Origin of the sequence: Lapidilactobacillus gannanensis (genome assembly GCF_003946675.1) — a bacterium.
GTDB lineage: Bacteria > Bacillota > Bacilli > Lactobacillales > Lactobacillaceae > Lapidilactobacillus > Lapidilactobacillus gannanensis.
In genome coordinates, this window is record NZ_RHOT01000004.1 from 65,285 (window position 1) to 82,826 (window position 17,542).

Consider the following 17,542-nt stretch of genomic DNA (forward strand, 5'->3'; position numbering starts at 1 on the left):
ATGAGCGGTGCTAACCGATCATTGAAATATTTAAGTTAGCCATAGCCGACTGCAACCCCGAACACATTTACCGGAACCAAAGCTTATTTAAAAAGCCTGAGAAAATCAAGAAACTAAAGCAAATCACATTAAAGGTAATGAAGATGCTGAGATATTCGGTAAATTTATTGCTAGGAATTTTATCCTGATGTTTCTTCTTGAAACGAAGCCAAATATCATTAATGATAATCGCAGCGGCATGGAATAGCCCGTAAACAATATAATACCAAGTTAGCCCGTGCCAGAAACCCATCACCAAGAAGTTAACCAGATAAGCTAGTTGCGAAATCCGCACCCGGTTTTTGATCCAACGTTTCTTCATGATCCAGAAGGTAAAGCGCATGAAGATGAAATCACGGAACCAGAAGGATAACGTCATATGCCAACGATTCCAGAAATCTTTAATATTGTGGGCTTGGAATGGCCGATTAAAGTTCTGCGGTGTGCGAATGCCCATGAAATAACTGATCCCAATGGCAAACACACTATAACCAGCAAAATCGAAGAACAAATACATACTGTAAACATACATATAACCTAGTAGCGGCCAGGAAAGTCCGAGCCCACTAAAAGCGGAGCGTTGTTGCATTGCTAAATGAGCAACTTGTGGCAACAATAGCGTGCCGAAAATGTAACCTAGAATATATTTATATAAAAAGCCTTGGAACAAGTAGTGAACTGCCTTGCTTAAATCATTGATATAAGCATCGCGGTCCGGCAAATTCTCATAATCATCTTTAAAACGACGATAACGATCGATCGGACCTGATGAGATTGTTGGGAAGAACAACAGAAAATGCAGATACATCTTCCAGTCTAAATTCTTAATGGTGCCGTCGCGCATTTCCATGATGACCTGAACAGTTTTAAAAGTTAGATAACTGATTCCCAGAAACCCAATTTTTAGGCCATGACTGAATGCCGGCGTGGCTTTGACAATTGCCAAAGGGATAATCGCTAGAACAACTGCAATAACGAAAGCACTGGTTTTATTAGCTTTGCCAGTCTTATGACGATAATTGGCATACACCATTGTTAGCACAAGCTGATAAATGATGTACCCAATCAACGTCACCCCTTGCTCCCAATGATCCCCACCAAAAGTGAGCACCAAGAAGACTAAACTGAAGATTGTTTCATATATTTTCAGGCGTTTACCATTGTACAACCCAATAATAATCGGCAATAATCCTAGTAACAGGAAGATAAAATAGCTAGGACTACTATAAGGTTGTAAGTTAATCACCAGCGTTAACCTCCTGAATAAGTGACTTAATATCAACTTTGCCATTAGCTGATAATGGCAACTCAGTTCGGAAAACAAACCGTTGTGGCATCATGTAAGGCATAATGTGTAAGGCCAAATCACCCTTGATTTGTTCAGTCAAGGCAGTCTCATCAACACTGGATTTTTGCCGTGGCACAACTAATGCAATCAATTGTGTTACTTTATGGCCAGCGTTATAGCGTGGAACAATCGCGCCTTGATCAACTAGCTCTTGTTGCTTCAAGAAGAAATTCAATTCTTCTAATTCAATCCGATAACCATTGAATTTAATTTGAAAATCTTTGCGACCACGATAGAACAGCAAGCCAGCATCATTGAAGTAACCTAAGTCGCCACTGGCATAGCTTGGCCACGCCCCGCTTTGCTGGAAGACTTCATGAGTTTTTTCTGGCAAATTGAGATAGCCTTTTGAAACACTAGGACCACTGATAATGATCTCGCCTTGTTTTTGATCGGCTGTAGCGCCGTCAACATCAGTTGTGTCGATCCAAATATCAGTATCAGATTTAACATAACCAATCGGTAAACGATCGTAGCGTGCTAAAATCTCCGGTGTGATTTCCACGCCTGTCACTGCAACAGTCGTTTCTGTAGGACCATAGGTATTGTAGATATGTGCCTTAGCAAACCGCTTCTTCAAATTAGCGGCGGTCTTATGACTTAATTCTTCACCACAGAATAAGAATGTCACCAGATTAGGATAATTCTCACAGTTAAAATCAGGTGATAATAAACAAATTTCAACTAAAGAAGGCGTTGAAATCCAAATATTCAAATCCATCTTTGGTAGGGTCGTAAACAAGGCCTTGAAGTTCTCTGTGACATCTTTAGGCAAGACTTTCAGCGTGCCACCAGTAACAAGTGTTGGATACAAGCCCATCACTGATAAGTCGAAAGAATATGGCGCCTGAGCCAAAACATTAGCACCTTTAGGGAAATAGAAATCTGCCAATTGCCAGTTAACAAAGCTTAATAGATTACGATGGCTGATTTGCACACCTTTAGGTTTACCCGTCGTCCCCGAAGTGAAAATAATATAGAAATTATCATCAGGGCCTACGTAGTTCGTCGTCGCAACTGGCTGTTTAATTTGATAAATTGTCTGTAATTGATTTTTGTCCAGAACATCGATATTTTCTAGTGCCACTGGCAAATCATCAACAGCAATAACCAATGGTGGCTGGGCAACATCTTGAATCATTAATAAACGATCCTCGGATGAGTGATCATCAACTGGAATGTAGGCATGGCCCGACTTAACCAATGCTAAGAAGGCAACGACCATGTCTAAAGTTTGACCACCATAAACCATGACTGGCGCTTTATCTGGTAAATCCATTTTCAACAAATGAGCAGCCAAAGTATCAGCTTTTTTCCGTAACTCACTATAAGTTGCTTGTTCACCTAAATAATCATAAGCAAAATTATTCGGATATTTCTGACTAATGTGATCAAATGCAGTAATAATATTTTTTATCATGCCAACACCCCCCTAAAACTCGTTATAAATAAAGTGACCACCGTTTACGCCACTATATTCATATAAATAAATCAGAATAAAGATAATTGCAAAATAGAATAGCGTTTTTAAAATGAAGCGGCCAATTTGACTCTTCTTTTCGCGTTTTTCTTGTTTACCGTCTGTCATTGAATTACCCCCTTCAAGTAATTGCTCAATCCAACCATCCCCCCAGATGGCAAATTGATTTTATCATGCTGCTTTAGAAGTCATCCACTTGTCTATACATGTGTATCATTTCTCAAGCTTTTGTTGACTTTATATTACAAAATTACAATTTGATGTCAAGCATTTTGCCCCCCGTGGAACCAAGCATTTTTTAAGTAAACGACGCCCACATCATTCCTGGGCCAATTGTAATTGTGTTAATGCCTTAGCCGGTACTTGCCAACGATCGACTGACTGCCAGGAGATAATTTTCCCACGCTGCCAGTGAATTTTTAAATAAGAGTTACGCTGAAGTGGCTTGTCCTTATGACTAGACAGCTTTAAGAACTTCTGCTTGCCAGCCGCATCGTAACCAACCTGATGATAAATATAAGGTGTGCTAGTCGAATTCCTTGCCGCTTGAATTCGTTGCTGTTGTCCCGAGGTTGTAATCTGAGTGTAAAACACCCGATCACTTTCTGAAAACTGCCGTGTAAAAAACCAGCCAGCAAGGACTACTGCTAACGCCAAAATGATTCCTGATATTAGTCGCTTCATCGTAAGCTCCCTTCTTAATTTAACGATTTCATTATAGGTCTGTCTTAATTTAGTGACCATTTATCCAACGAACATCTATCTTACAAAAATGTAAGTTTCTGAAAATTGGTGGCCTGGTTTGAAACAAAACCGGATTTTAAATGAAGGATTACAAACTGAATTGAGTCTGACTCCATTCCGGGCTTACGGTTGCGGAACGCTGCCGGCATCGATTGATGCCAATTACAAACCAAATTGTCATCAATACGAGCCTTTGTCTAATCGCTAAAGCGACAAGACAAATTTGGCGGCTGGCAACCACGCCCTCCATTACGTCTGGAGTTGAATTGGTACATTTTATGCTTGCCAGAGCTTAAGTCAGTGAAAGCGGAAATTCATCAACTAATTTTGTCAGCACTAGAAATTGCATTGCAAAACAAAAAGTCTGCGTGATAATCTCCGATTTAAACAGTGTGGGAGATTGCCACGCAGGCTAATTGATTGGAATGGTTTACAATTTCGAATTTGAGCTGATTAATTTTATTAATTCAGTTAAAAATATGGGCGTTCCGATGTGCTAAACAGATTTTAACTGTTTGGAAACTGAATTAATAATAGCCTGTTCGACAATTCTAAAGAGAATGTCAAACAGACTATTTATTTCAACCATTTAAGTTGTGTCACCAATCATAGTAATGTTGATTAGTCCCACAATCACTGACTTAACTCCTAACAACAATGAAGTGAGCTGCATTAGGTCCAGACGGAATGGAGGGCGTGGTTGTCAGCCAATTGTTTTGTATTTGCGTAGGAGCTTGCGAGAAGCAGCCAAATTCTACTTAGCGATTTATCGCTTAGTAGAAGGCTTGTATTTGAGATTGTTGCGTCAGCAAGAAGCTCAAATCAATGCCGGCCGCGTTCCACAACCAGCAAGCCCGCAATGGCGTCAAAACCAGTTTTGTTTTCACGAACGCATTAAGGTTTTGAGTTAAGGAACTACTTTTACCAGATGTTAACCCGGTCTGCTGGTGCCAGCCACATGCCATCTTTGCCGGTTACATTGAAGGCTTCATAGAATTCATCCATGTTTTGTGCTTGGACGTTAGCGCGTAGTGGACCGGGGGCGTGGACATCAATTGACAAGAGTAATTGATTGAACGCCTTGGTTGCCTTCAAGCGCCAAACCATGGCCCAGTTAATAAAGAAGGCTTGTAAATCAAGGTCAGCTTCTTCTTTAGCTGCAGACAATGCACAGCTTAAGCCACCACCATCGGCCACGTTTTCACTGATAACTAACTTACCGTTTACTTTAGCGCCAGCGTAAGGAATACCATCAAATTCTTTGATCATGGCTTGAGTCCGCTTTTCAAAAGCAGAATAGTCTTCCTTAGTCCACCAATTGGTCATGTTACCTTTTTCATCGAACTTGGCACCATTGTTGTCAAAAGCATGAGAAATTTCGTGCGCAATCACTGCGCCAATCCCACCATAGTTTTGAGAACTTGATTGTTCCAAGCTATAGAAAGGTGCTTGTAAAATAGCGGCTGGGAAAGTAATATCATTGAAACTTGGATCATAACAAGCATTGACTAAATTTCCAGGCATGGCCCAACGACTACGGTCAACTGGTTTTTTAACTTTAGCAAAGTTGTTTAACCGCAATACTTTGTCTAACGCCAATAAATTATTGAGTAAATCGCCACCTTCAGTAGCTGGCGTCACCTTTAATTGTTGGTAAACAGGTTGCAGTTTGTCAGGATAACCGACTTTAATTTCAATCATGTTTAACTTAAGAATTGCTTTGTCTTTGGTTGCTTGTGATAACCAATTATTTTTAGCCAAACGATTCTTATACACATTGATCATCGTTTTAACCATTTTAGCAACATCCTGACGAGCAGCATCACCAAAGTAGTGCTCACCATAATATTGGCCCACTACATCATCAAAATAACCGTTGGCTAACCGGTAAGCATGCTTTTCTTGTGTTGGCGCTTCTTTTTGACCGCCAATAGCGCGACCGTATGTCCCACCTAATTGCCGTAGCTCTTCCGTTAAGAACCCAGTTGTGCCTAAGAGTTCATTAACCAGCAACCAGCTTTGATAGAATGGGAAATTAGCAGCTGTGACTAATTGGCTTAAGTTTTCGAAGTAATGCGGCTGCGTTACCACAACTTTTTCAGGAGTTTCACCTAAAACAGCTGGAATTGCAGTTGCAAAATCAACTTCTGGCGCTAATTTCAAAAAGTCTGCAAAGGTATAAGGATTATATTGCTTCGTATAGTCGGCCAATTCCTCAGAATTTTTAACTAATGGCACGATCAACGCATCAAACTGTTTCGCTTGGTCAACTAGTTTGGTTGCTTCGGCTGCTGAATAAGCAAATTTCTGTAGAACAGCCTCAGCCATTTGTGTCCAGACAGCGAGTAATTGTTTGCCGTTCTCATTGTCAGCGGCATAGTAAGTTTTATCAGGTAAAATCAAACCTGGCACATCAATATAAAGTAAATTAACTGCGGTATTTTTCATGTCAGGTTGAACATCTAACGTGAACGGCTTGACAATCCCATTTAAAATCAGCTGGCTAAGTTGCTGATTAAAATCAGCCCAGCTCTTAATTGACTTGACTTGCGCCAATATAGTTGCTGCCGGCTTAACACCATCAGCATCCCGCTTTTGAAAATCCAAAGCCAATTCATTTAATTTAACAGCCTCACTTAAAAGTGGGTTCTTAATCGTTTCTGGATGCGCCCGAAAGCCAGCAAAATCAGCAAGCATTTGTTTTTCAACGCCTTCATCAAGGTCAGAAAAACCACCTGTCCGCGGACGATCAGCCGGAATTTCGGCTGTTTTCGCCCATTCACCATTTACAGATAAATATAAATTATCTTGAACTCGTGCACTTTCAGCAGCGGTCGTATCACCGGCACCGCCACGAACGGCACGCAATTTTGTTGCTGTCATCATTTACGCTGACTTCCCTTCATTCAAACTAAAACTTGTCATTAGCATAATTTTAGCACTTACCTTTAAATTAAACAAATATGAGAAGAAAATAATAATGATGATTTATTTTTTAACGTTCCACAGTAAATCTGTGATGAGCCAGCCGATAATCGTGATCACAGGCGGCTGCAACCTCAGATTCATGCGTCACAATAATCACACATTTACCTTGTTCATGGGCAATTTTTTGAAACAAACGAACAACCTCGCTGGTATTTTTCTCATCAAGATTTCCCGTAGGTTCATCAGCCACCACCACTTCAGCATCGCAACACATTGTGCGAGCAATGGCGACTCGTTGCTGCTGCCCACCAGAAAGCTTTTGAACATTTTTCGTCATTTGCTCATCAGTAATTCCGAGCTGACGCAACACTCCCTGGGCATATTTTCGATCACCTTGGTGAGTTGACCGAGTAATTGACATTGCCGTCAATAAATTTTCCAAGGGCGACATGTACGTTAACAGATTATACGACTGAAAAACAATCGCGACATGCCGCTACCGATAAGCTGTCAAACCGATCTTAGCAATTGATTGACCAGCCAATTCAATTGTTCCTGCTTTGGGCTTATCCAGTCCAGCAATCAACAACAAAAACGTCGTCTTGCCAGTCCCACTCTGACCAACAATCGCATAAGACTCACCAGCAGCAAAACTTAAATTCACATTTTCAAAAAGACTATTGACCTGCTGATCATACCAATATCCCAATTCATTAACAGTTAACATATAAAACCTCCGATTAAGTAGAGTGTGAGGGGCAACGCACTTTTGGCGTAGCCTAACTTCGATTATTTGCTTGAGCTGGTGCAACCAGATCGAGTAAATAATCAAGTTAGGCATAGCCATTTGTTGCCCCGAACACGTTTATACCAAGTTGTGAGGGCTGGTGGGCTTTTGGCGTAGTACAATTTCAAATATTTGCATGAGCGGTGCAACCGATCGTGTGAATATTTAAATTGTACCTAGCCATTTACCACACCGAACACGTTTAGAAAAGCAACCGAACAAATAATTTCAAAAAAATAACTAATATTGTCAGCTAGCTAGGAAGCAACTGCCTTCATAGACTTACCAACAACATTTCTAGCTTATCCTTCAAAAAGGATTGAATTATGGCGGCAATGTGGAAATTTGCGGATAAAAATGAGAATTAATTATGAAGGGACACAAAAAGCCAGCCACCATGACTCAACATCATCGTGACTGGCTTACAAAATATTTTTAAAAATTAGGTTTTAAAATGGTAAGGCGCTAGCTGACCAGCCATTGCTATAAACACTAAAGCCCGCCAACAAAACAGAGAACAGTAGGAAGATAATAAGAATCCAAATCATATGTCGCTTTTTATTCATTAGAAAAACTGCCACGAATTCACGAATAATCGCATTCGGCAAGAAGTACATCCGCGTAGCAGCACCAACGCCGTTCGCCGGTAAACCAGCCATACGAGCGTAAATACCAGCTCGAAAAGTATGATAATTATTACTAAAGAATCTCACATTAGGTTTGCTAACACTATGATCTGCATCAATAATGGCTTTGGAGAACTTCATATTTTCTAGAGTATTCCGTGATTTATCTTCTAGAACAACAAGTTCGGGATCCCAGCCATGAGCAATTGCATAGTCTGCCATTGCTTGAGCTTCAGATAATTTCTCATCTGGCCCCTGACCACCAGAAAAAATAATTTTCGGTGCTGGTCGACCCTTAGCTATTTGCTTATTAGCAAAACGAATTGCCCGATCGATCCGTGCACCTAATAGTCGGGAAACTTGGTTACCATCAATCAAGCCAGCACCTAAAACAATTAAGTAATTTGCCCGATATCTTTTGGGCACAAATTGATACAAAATTAAGTTGACTAAGAAGTTGAAAGAGCAGAGACCCAGATAAGCCCCAATCATTGGCAACCCTGATAGTAACGCGTTGACCCAATCCGGCAAAAATTTACTGTGGCTGGCCATAAACAAGTTAACTACCCAAAGTCCAATCAAAAACAGACCTAATAATAACGTCAGCATGTTGGCTAAGGTATGACTTTCACGTCGCCAAACAATCCAGGCATTCCACAATAGTAGGGCCCAAGCAAACAGTGAGACCGCCGCTAAAGCCAGCATTAATAATACAAAAATTGTTCCCATGATTACAATAAAGGGAATATTTGCCGTACTAAAAATCATGACTGCTAATTCAGCCAAAAAGGCTACGAAAAAGACAGTAAATAAAATACCATTAATTAAACGCCGTGGCTCTTTTAACCAAAAATATAGAAATAGTGCGAATAATAAAATAGTTGCCAGGCCCCCATAAATCGCCACTTGCTGCAAAACGATTTGTGATGACCGTGAGACTAACTCTGAACTGTTCATTTAAGTGACTCCCCCATTAATTACGAAAACTTGTCTGACTAGCCTTCCAATCCATTAGTTTTATTCGCACCCAAAAACTATAGATTCCCAAGGTTAGGATCGACAGTAACAACCATTTGAGCCACTGACCAAATAATCCAATCGCACTACCAGTAAATTGCAACCGATGACCTTCAATCACTGTATGATTAATTTTCCAACCATAAATCATCGTCAAAGCCCAGGGATAACAAATCCCTAAAGTGGCAATCGTGACTAAACTACCCAAGATAGTCCAACCAATCAATTGTACTAAACCACCATCAAAAAAAGACGTTCGCCCATGATATGTTTCCACCAAAATGCCATTCCTCCAAAAACTTGTCTGTACATGCTAATTTTATCATAGCCCACTGCCAATACCACCATCGGAAGACTGATAACTCTCGAAAATATCTATTTGATTACCGGTACATAAAGTAAATAACTGGCTTTTTCCCGAGCTGTGCAGCTGCTCGCCATTTATTTTAGATTCTTTCTCACCAGCTACCCGCGCAAAACCATCTTTTCATTAGCCACTAACTTTATGCCCGCATGCAGTTAGCCCCTACCGTTATAGCAATTTTTTTAAATTCTCAGATAATTGACTATTTTTCATGATAGTACTTTTTAACCGTACTATACGGCTAACTTAGGCCGCCGATATTCGTCAACGACGCCTTTATTATTGTAAGTCCGCGGTCGGGTCGCAAACCATTCCTGCTCCGTTACTCGACAATCCGCAAACTGCCACAAGAAAACCCCGGTAATGCGCTCATCATGTAAATAAGTTTCGAGATTAGCAGCAATAATTTCGACCTGACGCTCCTCGCTCCATTTACTTTTAGCAAAATAGTCATGGTCACCATAAATACCACCCGCCCCAAATTCACTAATAATTAAAGGTTTGTTGTCACCACCAGCGTGCTGAATCCAAGCATATTCTTGATCTAATTGTGCTGCAACCGGATGGTCATCATACCAGCCAGAATACATATTTACCGAAACAATATCATCTAAATCCAAACATAAATCTGTAAAGTGTTGTCGCGTTGCTGCAGTCACTGGCCGCGATTGATCTAACTGCCGAATCTGTTTAAATTGCTTTTGATACTTTTTTCGACCAATCGCAGTTTGACTAGCACACTCATTCAAGAGCCCCCAAATAATAATACTAGGATGATTATAATGAGCTGGAATAAACTCTTGAATGCAGGCCGCTGATTGACGATTAAAATTCGGATTTTCCATTTGTGCCAAACTTAAGCCACGGGCATGGTTCTCCTCCCAAACTAAAAATCCTCGTTGATCGCATAAATCCAAGAACAACTCATCATTGGGATAATGGCAGGTTCGTACGGCGTTAGCCCCTAAATCCTCAAGCAAATCGAGATCACGGTTCATTAAGGCAAGTGGTAGTGAGCAACCAACACCTGGATAATCTTCATGACGATTAAATCCCTTTAAAAAAATAGGCCGTCCATTTAATAAAAGCTGGGTTTGTTTCATTGTAACTTCACGAAAGCCGACGCGTTCAATTAAATCATCAAGCTTTTGCGCCGACTGAATCAGTTCTGCCTGCAGGAAATACAGTTGTGGTGTCTGCGGCGACCAAGCCGTTACTTCAGGAAAATCGGCCGACCAAGTAAACTTCTGCTGACTATTAGCCGCTAACGTCACTGTCTGCTGATATCGCTGATCAGCTAATGTCCAAGCCAATGTCAGCGATTTAGTCTGCGCCGCTAAATTAACGATGGTCGCCGTTAATTCGGCTTGCCATTGCTGGTCGGCCTGTAAATGAGATGTAAACGTTAATGCCTGCAAATAAGTATCAGATAAGTACTCAAGCACCACACCACGCGTCAAGCCACCATATGTGTAGTAATCGTTAGGTACATGCAGCGCCGACTGCTCACTAAAGCGATTATCAACCACAATTTTCAGCTGATGTTGGCCGGCTTTCACTTGCGGCACAATCAAGTCAAACGGGGTATAAGCACCATAATGACGCCCAATGAATTGATTATCAAAATAAACCTCTGCAGTGTGACTAACCCCTTTAAAAACTAAACGTAAATTAGTCAATTCACTGATTACGACCGTTCGCGAATAGATTCCTTGCCCGCGATAAGTGCTTAACGCAGGAACTTGTTTCCAACAGCCAGGAACAGTGATCTGATATTTTTCAGGTTTATCTTTCACTTTAAAATCCCAAATACCTGACAAATCCTGTGTTCTACGAATTTGATGTTGTTGAAATAATCGAATCACGATTTTACTACCTCTCTTTATGGTTAATGCCTTTCAGATATTCGAAGCTAAGAATTCGCTTACAAGCGTTATCACTTTAACTATAAAGCTTCCCGCAAGCGCTGTCACTAGCCACTAGACAAATCAGTTAATTAACAACTGGTTTTAGATAGAACGCCAAGGTGCCAAGTCTTCCCCAATTTGAGAAGGTGGTTGCTGGGCGATTTTTGGAACGCCATCAGTGAGTTAAATCTAAAATTAGTTTTAGGCGGAATAGATGACAACTCCGTTGCGGCCGGCGGGTTGTGGAACGGTGCCGGGATTGATTTGAACTTATTGCTTTGCAACAATCTCAAATACAACCCTTATCCTAAGCGCTAAAGCGCCAAGGATAATTTGGCTGCTACTCGCAAGCTCGGGCGCAAATTAAAACCATTGGCTGACAACCCGGCGGCTTCCACTGCGTTTTGAGCTAGTTTGGTCCACTTTAGATTTAATCGATCTTAAGGCAGTGCTGACAGGACTAGTTGTCGATCGCCCAGCAACCACTAGATAGAACTAACGGAATTGAGCACCACTATAAGCAAACTAGCTTGCAGCAAACAACAAAGCCTGTGTGACAATCTTTCAAGATAAAATCGAAAGACATCACACAGGCTATTTTTGTTTTACTATTCAACTATTATTGCCGAATGAATCAACTTGATCAATCCTACTATAACTGCCGTAACCACTAACAACAGTGAAGATCACTAACTCAACTCCAGACGGAATGGAGGGACCGGGTTGTCAGCCGCGAAATTATTGTTAGTGCTTTAGCACTTACAATAAACCTCGAATTTGAGATTTTCGCAGAAAAGCTCAAATCGATGGCCGCCGCGTTCCACAACCCGCAGCCCGCAATGCAGTCAGAACCAATTCTGTTTTAAAAACTTCACTAGATTTTTAACGCTTTTGAACTCGAATCTGTAATTGGCTTCAATCAATGCCGGCCGCGTTCCACGACAAGCAGCCCGCAATGCAGTCAAAACTAATTCTGTTTCAAAAGCTTCACTAGGTTTTAACTTTTTTGGACTTAGTTTTGTAATGGGCTTTAATCGCCCACTCAAAACTAGCGCGCATATTTTTCAATCAATTGTCACAAAACAGTCGTTGCACCAGCACCTGCCAGTTGATCATAGTGCTTCTGAAAACGTGGATCTGCTTGATACATCGCAGCCAGGCCCCGGTGAGCCGCTGCTGAATAAGTCATACTTCGTCCCCAGGCTAACTGCAGCCATTGTTGGTGATCCGTGAAAGCTTGCTGAGCAGCAGTTGATTCAAGATCACCTGAAGCCAAAACACTTTGTAATTGCTGCGTTAAGTCAGCCTCCAAGTCTTGCAACTTGGCTACCTCGGCCTGACTTAATCCTAGCCAATGTTTTTTAGCAGCCTCTAGTTGGCTGGCGCTATACTTTTCTGCTAATTCTGAACCATAAAGTTGGTCATTTTCGGCGACTTGCTGTTGCTTAAAAGCCGCGAATTTTGCTTAATCTGACATGGTTATTTTCCCCTTTCGTGCTTGTTGTGTCTGTTGCAACAAAACCAGCAACTGATCTAAGTGGGCTTGTTGCTGTAAGGAATCATCAATATCAAAATCAGGCGCCAACATGATTTGCTTAATAGTGGCTAACGGAAAAGCTAATTCACGATAAAAAAGAATTTGTTGCAGCCGATCAACTTGTTTTTGGTCAAACCAGCGATAGTTATTCTGCAGATCACGATGCGCCTGTAACAAGCCTTGCTGCTCGTAATAGCGAATCGTCCGTTGACTAACACCTGCCAGTTTCGCCAATTCACTGGTTTGATACACCATCTGTTGGCCTCCTGATAAAGTGATTATTTCCTAACAATTACTAGCATAAAGGCTGACCTAACGTCAGGGTCAAGCTAAAAAATTCAAAAAAATCACCATTGTTCATGATTCCAAATTCGGCCGTCTAATTCGCCTTCATTTTGTTCAATTCGTTGCGCCAACGCTGCCGCATATTTTGCCGTTTGAATTAATAATGCTCGGTCTTGGTAAGTAGTACTTTGCTGGGCCAGCTTTGTTAGCGTTGTGGTTAACCAATCATCAGTTGCCATTAGTCATGTTCACCTCGCCGAATCTCTTGCAGTTGACTTTGTAATTCTTGATAATCTGCTAATTGCGTCATTAATTGTTCTTGCACCAAGGTCAGCGTTTCCTGAGTTAGCTTGGCATTGGTGGTCACCTGTTGTAATTGCGCCAGCAACCATTGACCTTTTTGGGCAAAAGTAGCCGGTTGTGCTAGCGTTAAAAATTGCTGATAGTCAATTAATAACTGTTGCTTGGCTGGCTCAGTCAAATAGCCAAACTGTTCAATGACTAATGGTGGTAAGTAACGCCAGTCCAGCTTTTGGGCAAAGGCTTGATAAGGTCGCAAAATTTCGCTTAAAGTGAACTGTTCTCGTGCACCAGCCTGATAACTAGTTAGCCGTTCACCAACACTGACCACTAGGCCCAACTCTTTACCTGCCAAAAATTCATACTGGCTAACTTCACCAGTAAAGATGGCATCTTGCCACTGTTTGAGAATTGCTGGTGCACTATACCAATACAGCGGAAACTGCCAAATAATCCGCTCGGCTTTTTTTAACAAAGCCAACTCAGTTTCTCGCTGCCAACCAGTCTCAGTAAAAATGGCATTTAAATCATGCCAGGTCACTGCATCATTATTAGTAACTGGTAAACTGGCTTGTAAAAACTGCTGCGTTGGTGAATTATCTACTTCTGGATGAGCCACAATAATCAAGGTTTGCATGATCATCAACCTCCCTTAAGCTTCAGTTTCGTCGGTTTCCTGGCGCTGAATAATGCCGCAAGCCAGCAATAGCAACTGAACTGTTGTCGGCCCCAAAAATTTAAACCCCCGTTTTTTCATATCTTTGGCTACAATCGCCCCAAAACTTGACCGCCGATTTAAAGGCGCTCCGATTGGTACTGCCATCGTCCAAGTTTGATTCTCTGAGAAATGCCAGAGATAATCAGCAAAGTCTTTAAACTCTGGCTGCAACTGATAAATTGCGCGAGCATTCATAATAATGGCTTGAATTTTACGAGGATTGCGAATCATGGCTGGATTTTGTAATAGGGCTTCAAATTCTGGTTCATCAAAACCGGCCACTTGTTGATAATCAAAATTAGCAAAAACCTGTCGAAAAACCGGCAACTTACTAGCCGCTACTTGCCAGCTAAGGCCAGCCTGAAAAACTGCTACAATTGATAACTCGAATAAAATTTGATTGTCATGCGTCGGCTGGCCAAACAAACGATCATATTCTTCAATACCAGTCTCGTGCTGTTTTACCAAAATCGTCACCCCAAATTCGTCGCGGCTCCTACAAATTAATCAACCGCACTTGTTGAATATGCTCTCCATCAGATAAATCATCAACAATCTGAACATAATCCATTTTCCGGGGAATCTCAATAAAGTAAACATTCGTGTAAACTTTTTCGTGATTCACCTCGGAAGCTTTAAAACTGAACCGACGCACTTGAATTTGATGCTCGGCAAAGTACTTTTTAATAATAGCCTTGGTCTCGGCCTTATGCGTGTACTTAACTTCAATTCGTTGATAATGCTGGACCTTAATCACTTTCTTCAATAATGCCAATACTAGTAAAACAACCACAGCGCTAATGAACGCAATTGGATAATAACCCATCCCAACAGCCAGCCCCAAGCCCGCAGTGGCCCATAAAGACGCTGCTGTTGTTAAACCTGTAACTGAATGCCGTGTGACAACAATTGTCCCAGCACCTAAGAAACCAACCCCGCTAACAACTTGAGCAATCAGTCGGGCTTCATCAGCACGCACAACGCCGGAATATTTCGGAAAAGCCTTGGCAAAATCAATTGCCTGAAAACCAATTTGTTGCTGAATCATCGCAACCACACAAGCCCCAACACAAACCAAAATATGCGTCCGAATGCCAGCAGGATGATTCTTCTGCTCACGGTCATAGCCAATCAAACCAGCAATTAAAACAGCCGAGAATAAGCGAATAATAATTTCTGGAATTGTTACATTTAATGTCATCAAAAATCGCCTCAATTAATAAAATTATCAAAACTAGGATCAATAAATTTAGGTTCTACTCAATCATGTGGATCAGAGGGTTTTGAAACAGAACTGGTTGTAACTGGGTTCCGGCTGCTTGTCGTGGAACGCCGCCGATATCGGTTTGAGCTTGTTGCTGAACGCAGTAATCTCAGAGCAACGCCACCATGTTTCACGCCCATTCAATCGCTGGGCACCTGTCGCACTTCAACTAGGGAGCGACCTAAACCAATTCTTATAAACACATATTGAAAGAACATAATTTTTATTTACTTAACTAAAACCTATCTTAACATTTTTTCAGAAAATTTTGCGGATCTTTCGTAACCCATTTTAAGTAAAAACACCTGACTAAAATATGGTCGCCTGATTTTTCACAATCCTAATAATTTCGTCTAGATACACTTAACTTTGCACTTGTGCAATCGCACTAGACAAGTTGTAAGCGTTGACATTAAAGGATATTTCGCTACAATTAGGTTGTATTCAATTTAAAATTATTGGAAAACAGAAAATCGGAGGGGTCTTCATGAAAGTTATCGTTATTGGCTGTACACATGCAGGAACTTTTGCAACACAACAAATTTTAACTGAACATCCAGATTGGCAAGTGACTGTTTACGAACGCAATAATAATTTGTCATTCTTATCTTGTGGGATTGCACTTTGGGTCGGCGGTCACGTCTCAGATCCAAAGAAGATGTTCTATTCAAGTCCTGAAGCTTTAACAAGCTTAGGCGCAACAATGAAGATGGAGCACGACGTACTTGATGTTGATACTAATGCTAAGACTGTTCGGGTCAAGGATTTAAAAACTGGGGAAGAATCCACCGAAAGTTATGATAAATTAGTCGTCACAACAGGTTCAGCACCAGTGATTCCACCAATTGAAGGCATTGACAATCCAAAAGTTCAACTTTGCAAGAACTGGACTCATGCTAACCAAATTAAAGAAGAATCAGCTAAAATCAATTCAGCGATTATTATTGGTGCTGGCTACATTGGTGCCGAATTAGCTGAACAATTATCATTGATCGGCAAAAAGGTCACTTTAATTGATGCACTACCACGCGTGTTAGCTAAGAACTTTGATAAAGAAATTACTGACCGCGTTGAGAAAGAATATACTGATCACGGCGTAAAATTGGCTATGGGTGAAAAAGTTGTTAAATTTAGCGGCGACCAGGAAATCACGGTCACTACTGGTAAAGATAGCTACACTGCTGATATTGCCATTTTAGCTGCTGGTTTCCGCCCTAACACTGGCCTAATGAAGGGTAAAGTTGACATGATTGCTAATGGTGCGATCATTACCAACGAATACATGCAAACTAGTGATCCTGACATTTATGCTGCCGGTGACTCATCTGTGGTTAAATATAACCCAACTGGCAAAGATGACTACATTCCATTAGCAACGAATGCCGTTCGCCAAGGTATTTTAATTGGTAAAAATATTGCCCAACCAACCGAAAAATATCTAGGCACTCAAGCTTCATCGGCCGTTGAACTTTATGGTATGACAATTGCCTCCTCTGGCTTAACAGTGGACGGTGCTGCTGCTCGTGGCGTCGAAGTTGCTCATGTCACTTTGGAACAAGACTATCGCCCTGAGTTCATGTTGACCACCACCCCAATTCTGATGGAATTAACTTGGGACCCTAAGACTCGTGAAATTAAAGGTGGCGCCTTCTATAGCTCCTACGATTGCGCACAGTCTGCTAACGTTATTTCCTTAGCAATTCAAACAAAAATGACCATCGATGATTTATCAATGGTCGATATGTTCTTCCAACCAAATTATGATCAACCAATTAACTACGTCAACGCATTAGCTGGCGCTGCAGTTGCAGAAGCTGCTAAATAAACTGGTGCATAATTAAAAAGTCACCCACAATTCTAAATAGAATTTGCGATAGAATTTGGGTGGCTTTTTGGATAGTCATTTTTGGGAGTGAAGTTCAAAAAGCTAAAACTTGGTGGAGCTGTTGAAACAGAATTGGTGCTGAACGCATTCCGGGCTGCGGGTTGTGGAACGCGGCGGCCAACATTGATTGATGCCAATTTCAGACCCAAGTTCAAAACCCCTAAAATCTGGTGAAGTTGTTGAAACAAAATTAGTTTTGACTCCATTGCGGGCTGCGGGTTGTGGAACGCGGCCCGCAACGGAGTTGTCATCCTATTCTGTCCAAAACCAACTTTAGATTTAACCAGCTGATTGCGTCCGCAAGACCGCCCAG

The 17,542-nt window shown here is 41.3% G+C and carries 15 protein-coding genes and 2 pseudogenes; 1 reads left to right on the top strand and 16 read right to left on the bottom strand.

All coding sequences use genetic code 11. The features are described from left to right. Positions 1-67 precede the first annotated feature (67 nt). The 15 genes and pseudogenes from dltB to EKM81_RS02155 form a co-directional block, all read right to left on the bottom strand. Positions 68-1,285 (bottom strand): D-alanyl-lipoteichoic acid biosynthesis protein DltB, encoded by a 1,218-nt coding sequence (gene dltB, locus EKM81_RS02090; RefSeq protein ID WP_125647714.1) that lies wholly within the window; start codon positions 1,283-1,285, stop codon positions 68-70. After that, complete coding sequence (gene dltA, locus EKM81_RS02095; protein ID WP_125647716.1) at positions 1,278-2,807, bottom strand: D-alanine--poly(phosphoribitol) ligase subunit DltA; 1,530 nt, start codon at positions 2,805-2,807, stop codon at positions 1,278-1,280. The genes dltB and dltA overlap by 8 nt, the downstream gene beginning before the upstream one ends. A gap of 12 nt (positions 2,808-2,819) precedes the next feature. Next, the gene (locus EKM81_RS02100) at positions 2,820-2,975 is read right to left on the bottom strand and encodes a teichoic acid D-Ala incorporation-associated protein DltX (RefSeq protein ID WP_125647719.1); all 156 of its coding nucleotides are present in this window, start codon (positions 2,973-2,975) and stop codon (positions 2,820-2,822) included. A gap of 210 nt (positions 2,976-3,185) precedes the next feature. Beyond that, a complete protein-coding gene (locus EKM81_RS02105; protein WP_164509170.1) occupies positions 3,186-3,551 on the bottom strand; it encodes a YxeA family protein in 366 nt (121 codons plus the stop codon). 981 nt (positions 3,552-4,532) lie between these two features. Then, the gene (locus tag EKM81_RS02110; RefSeq protein WP_125647782.1) at positions 4,533-6,494 is read right to left on the bottom strand and encodes a M13 family metallopeptidase; all 1,962 of its coding nucleotides are present in this window, start codon (positions 6,492-6,494) and stop codon (positions 4,533-4,535) included. 112 nt (positions 6,495-6,606) lie between these two features. Beyond that, positions 6,607-7,266: pseudogene (locus EKM81_RS02115) on the bottom strand (ABC transporter ATP-binding protein). Between the two features lie 509 nt (positions 7,267-7,775). Then, the gene (locus tag EKM81_RS02120) at positions 7,776-8,909 is read right to left on the bottom strand and encodes a YdcF family protein (protein WP_125647725.1); all 1,134 of its coding nucleotides are present in this window, start codon (positions 8,907-8,909) and stop codon (positions 7,776-7,778) included. Positions 8,910-8,925: 16 nt separating this feature from the next. After that, a complete protein-coding gene (locus tag EKM81_RS02125) occupies positions 8,926-9,246 on the bottom strand; it encodes a DUF898 family protein (protein WP_125647786.1) in 321 nt (106 codons plus the stop codon). Positions 9,247-9,566: 320 nt separating this feature from the next. Beyond that, complete coding sequence (locus tag EKM81_RS02130; protein WP_225420147.1) at positions 9,567-11,198, bottom strand: glycoside hydrolase family 2 protein; 1,632 nt, start codon at positions 11,196-11,198, stop codon at positions 9,567-9,569. 1,117 nt (positions 11,199-12,315) lie between these two features. After that, a pseudogene (locus EKM81_RS02135) lies at positions 12,316-12,642 on the bottom strand (TipAS antibiotic-recognition domain-containing protein); the annotation flags it as partial. Between the two features lie 63 nt (positions 12,643-12,705). Further along, positions 12,706-13,032 carry a MerR family transcriptional regulator gene (locus EKM81_RS02140; protein WP_125647731.1) on the bottom strand — a complete coding sequence of 109 codons (327 nt, stop codon included), beginning with the start codon at positions 13,030-13,032 and terminating at the stop codon, positions 12,706-12,708. Between the two features lie 92 nt (positions 13,033-13,124). Next, entirely contained in the window at positions 13,125-13,301 is a 177-nt protein-coding gene (locus EKM81_RS11085) for a hypothetical protein (RefSeq protein WP_164509171.1), read from the bottom strand. Then, the gene (locus EKM81_RS02145) at positions 13,301-13,999 is read right to left on the bottom strand and encodes an NAD(P)H-dependent oxidoreductase (RefSeq protein ID WP_125647734.1); all 699 of its coding nucleotides are present in this window, start codon (positions 13,997-13,999) and stop codon (positions 13,301-13,303) included. Before EKM81_RS02145 ends, EKM81_RS11085 begins: the two co-directional genes overlap by 1 nt. Positions 14,000-14,014: 15 nt before the next feature. Beyond that, positions 14,015-14,557 carry a DNA-3-methyladenine glycosylase I gene (locus tag EKM81_RS02150; protein WP_318531221.1) on the bottom strand — a complete coding sequence of 181 codons (543 nt, stop codon included), beginning with the start codon at positions 14,555-14,557 and terminating at the stop codon, positions 14,015-14,017. Between the two features lie 19 nt (positions 14,558-14,576). After that, positions 14,577-15,281, bottom strand: a complete 705-nt coding sequence (locus EKM81_RS02155) for an MgtC/SapB family protein (RefSeq protein ID WP_125647737.1) — start codon at positions 15,279-15,281, stop codon at positions 14,577-14,579. Positions 15,282-15,831: 550 nt separating this feature from the next. On the opposite strand from EKM81_RS02155, the gene EKM81_RS02160 reads away from it, so the two are divergent. Further along, positions 15,832-17,169, top strand: a complete 1,338-nt coding sequence (locus EKM81_RS02160; RefSeq protein WP_125647740.1) for an FAD-dependent oxidoreductase — start codon at positions 15,832-15,834, stop codon at positions 17,167-17,169. Positions 17,170-17,201: 32 nt separating this feature from the next. Here EKM81_RS02160 and EKM81_RS11090 read toward each other — a convergent pair whose 3' ends face one another. Continuing rightward, positions 17,202-17,480, bottom strand: coding sequence for a hypothetical protein (locus EKM81_RS11090; RefSeq protein WP_164509172.1), 279 nt, complete (start codon positions 17,478-17,480; stop codon positions 17,202-17,204). Positions 17,481-17,542 lie beyond the last annotated feature (62 nt).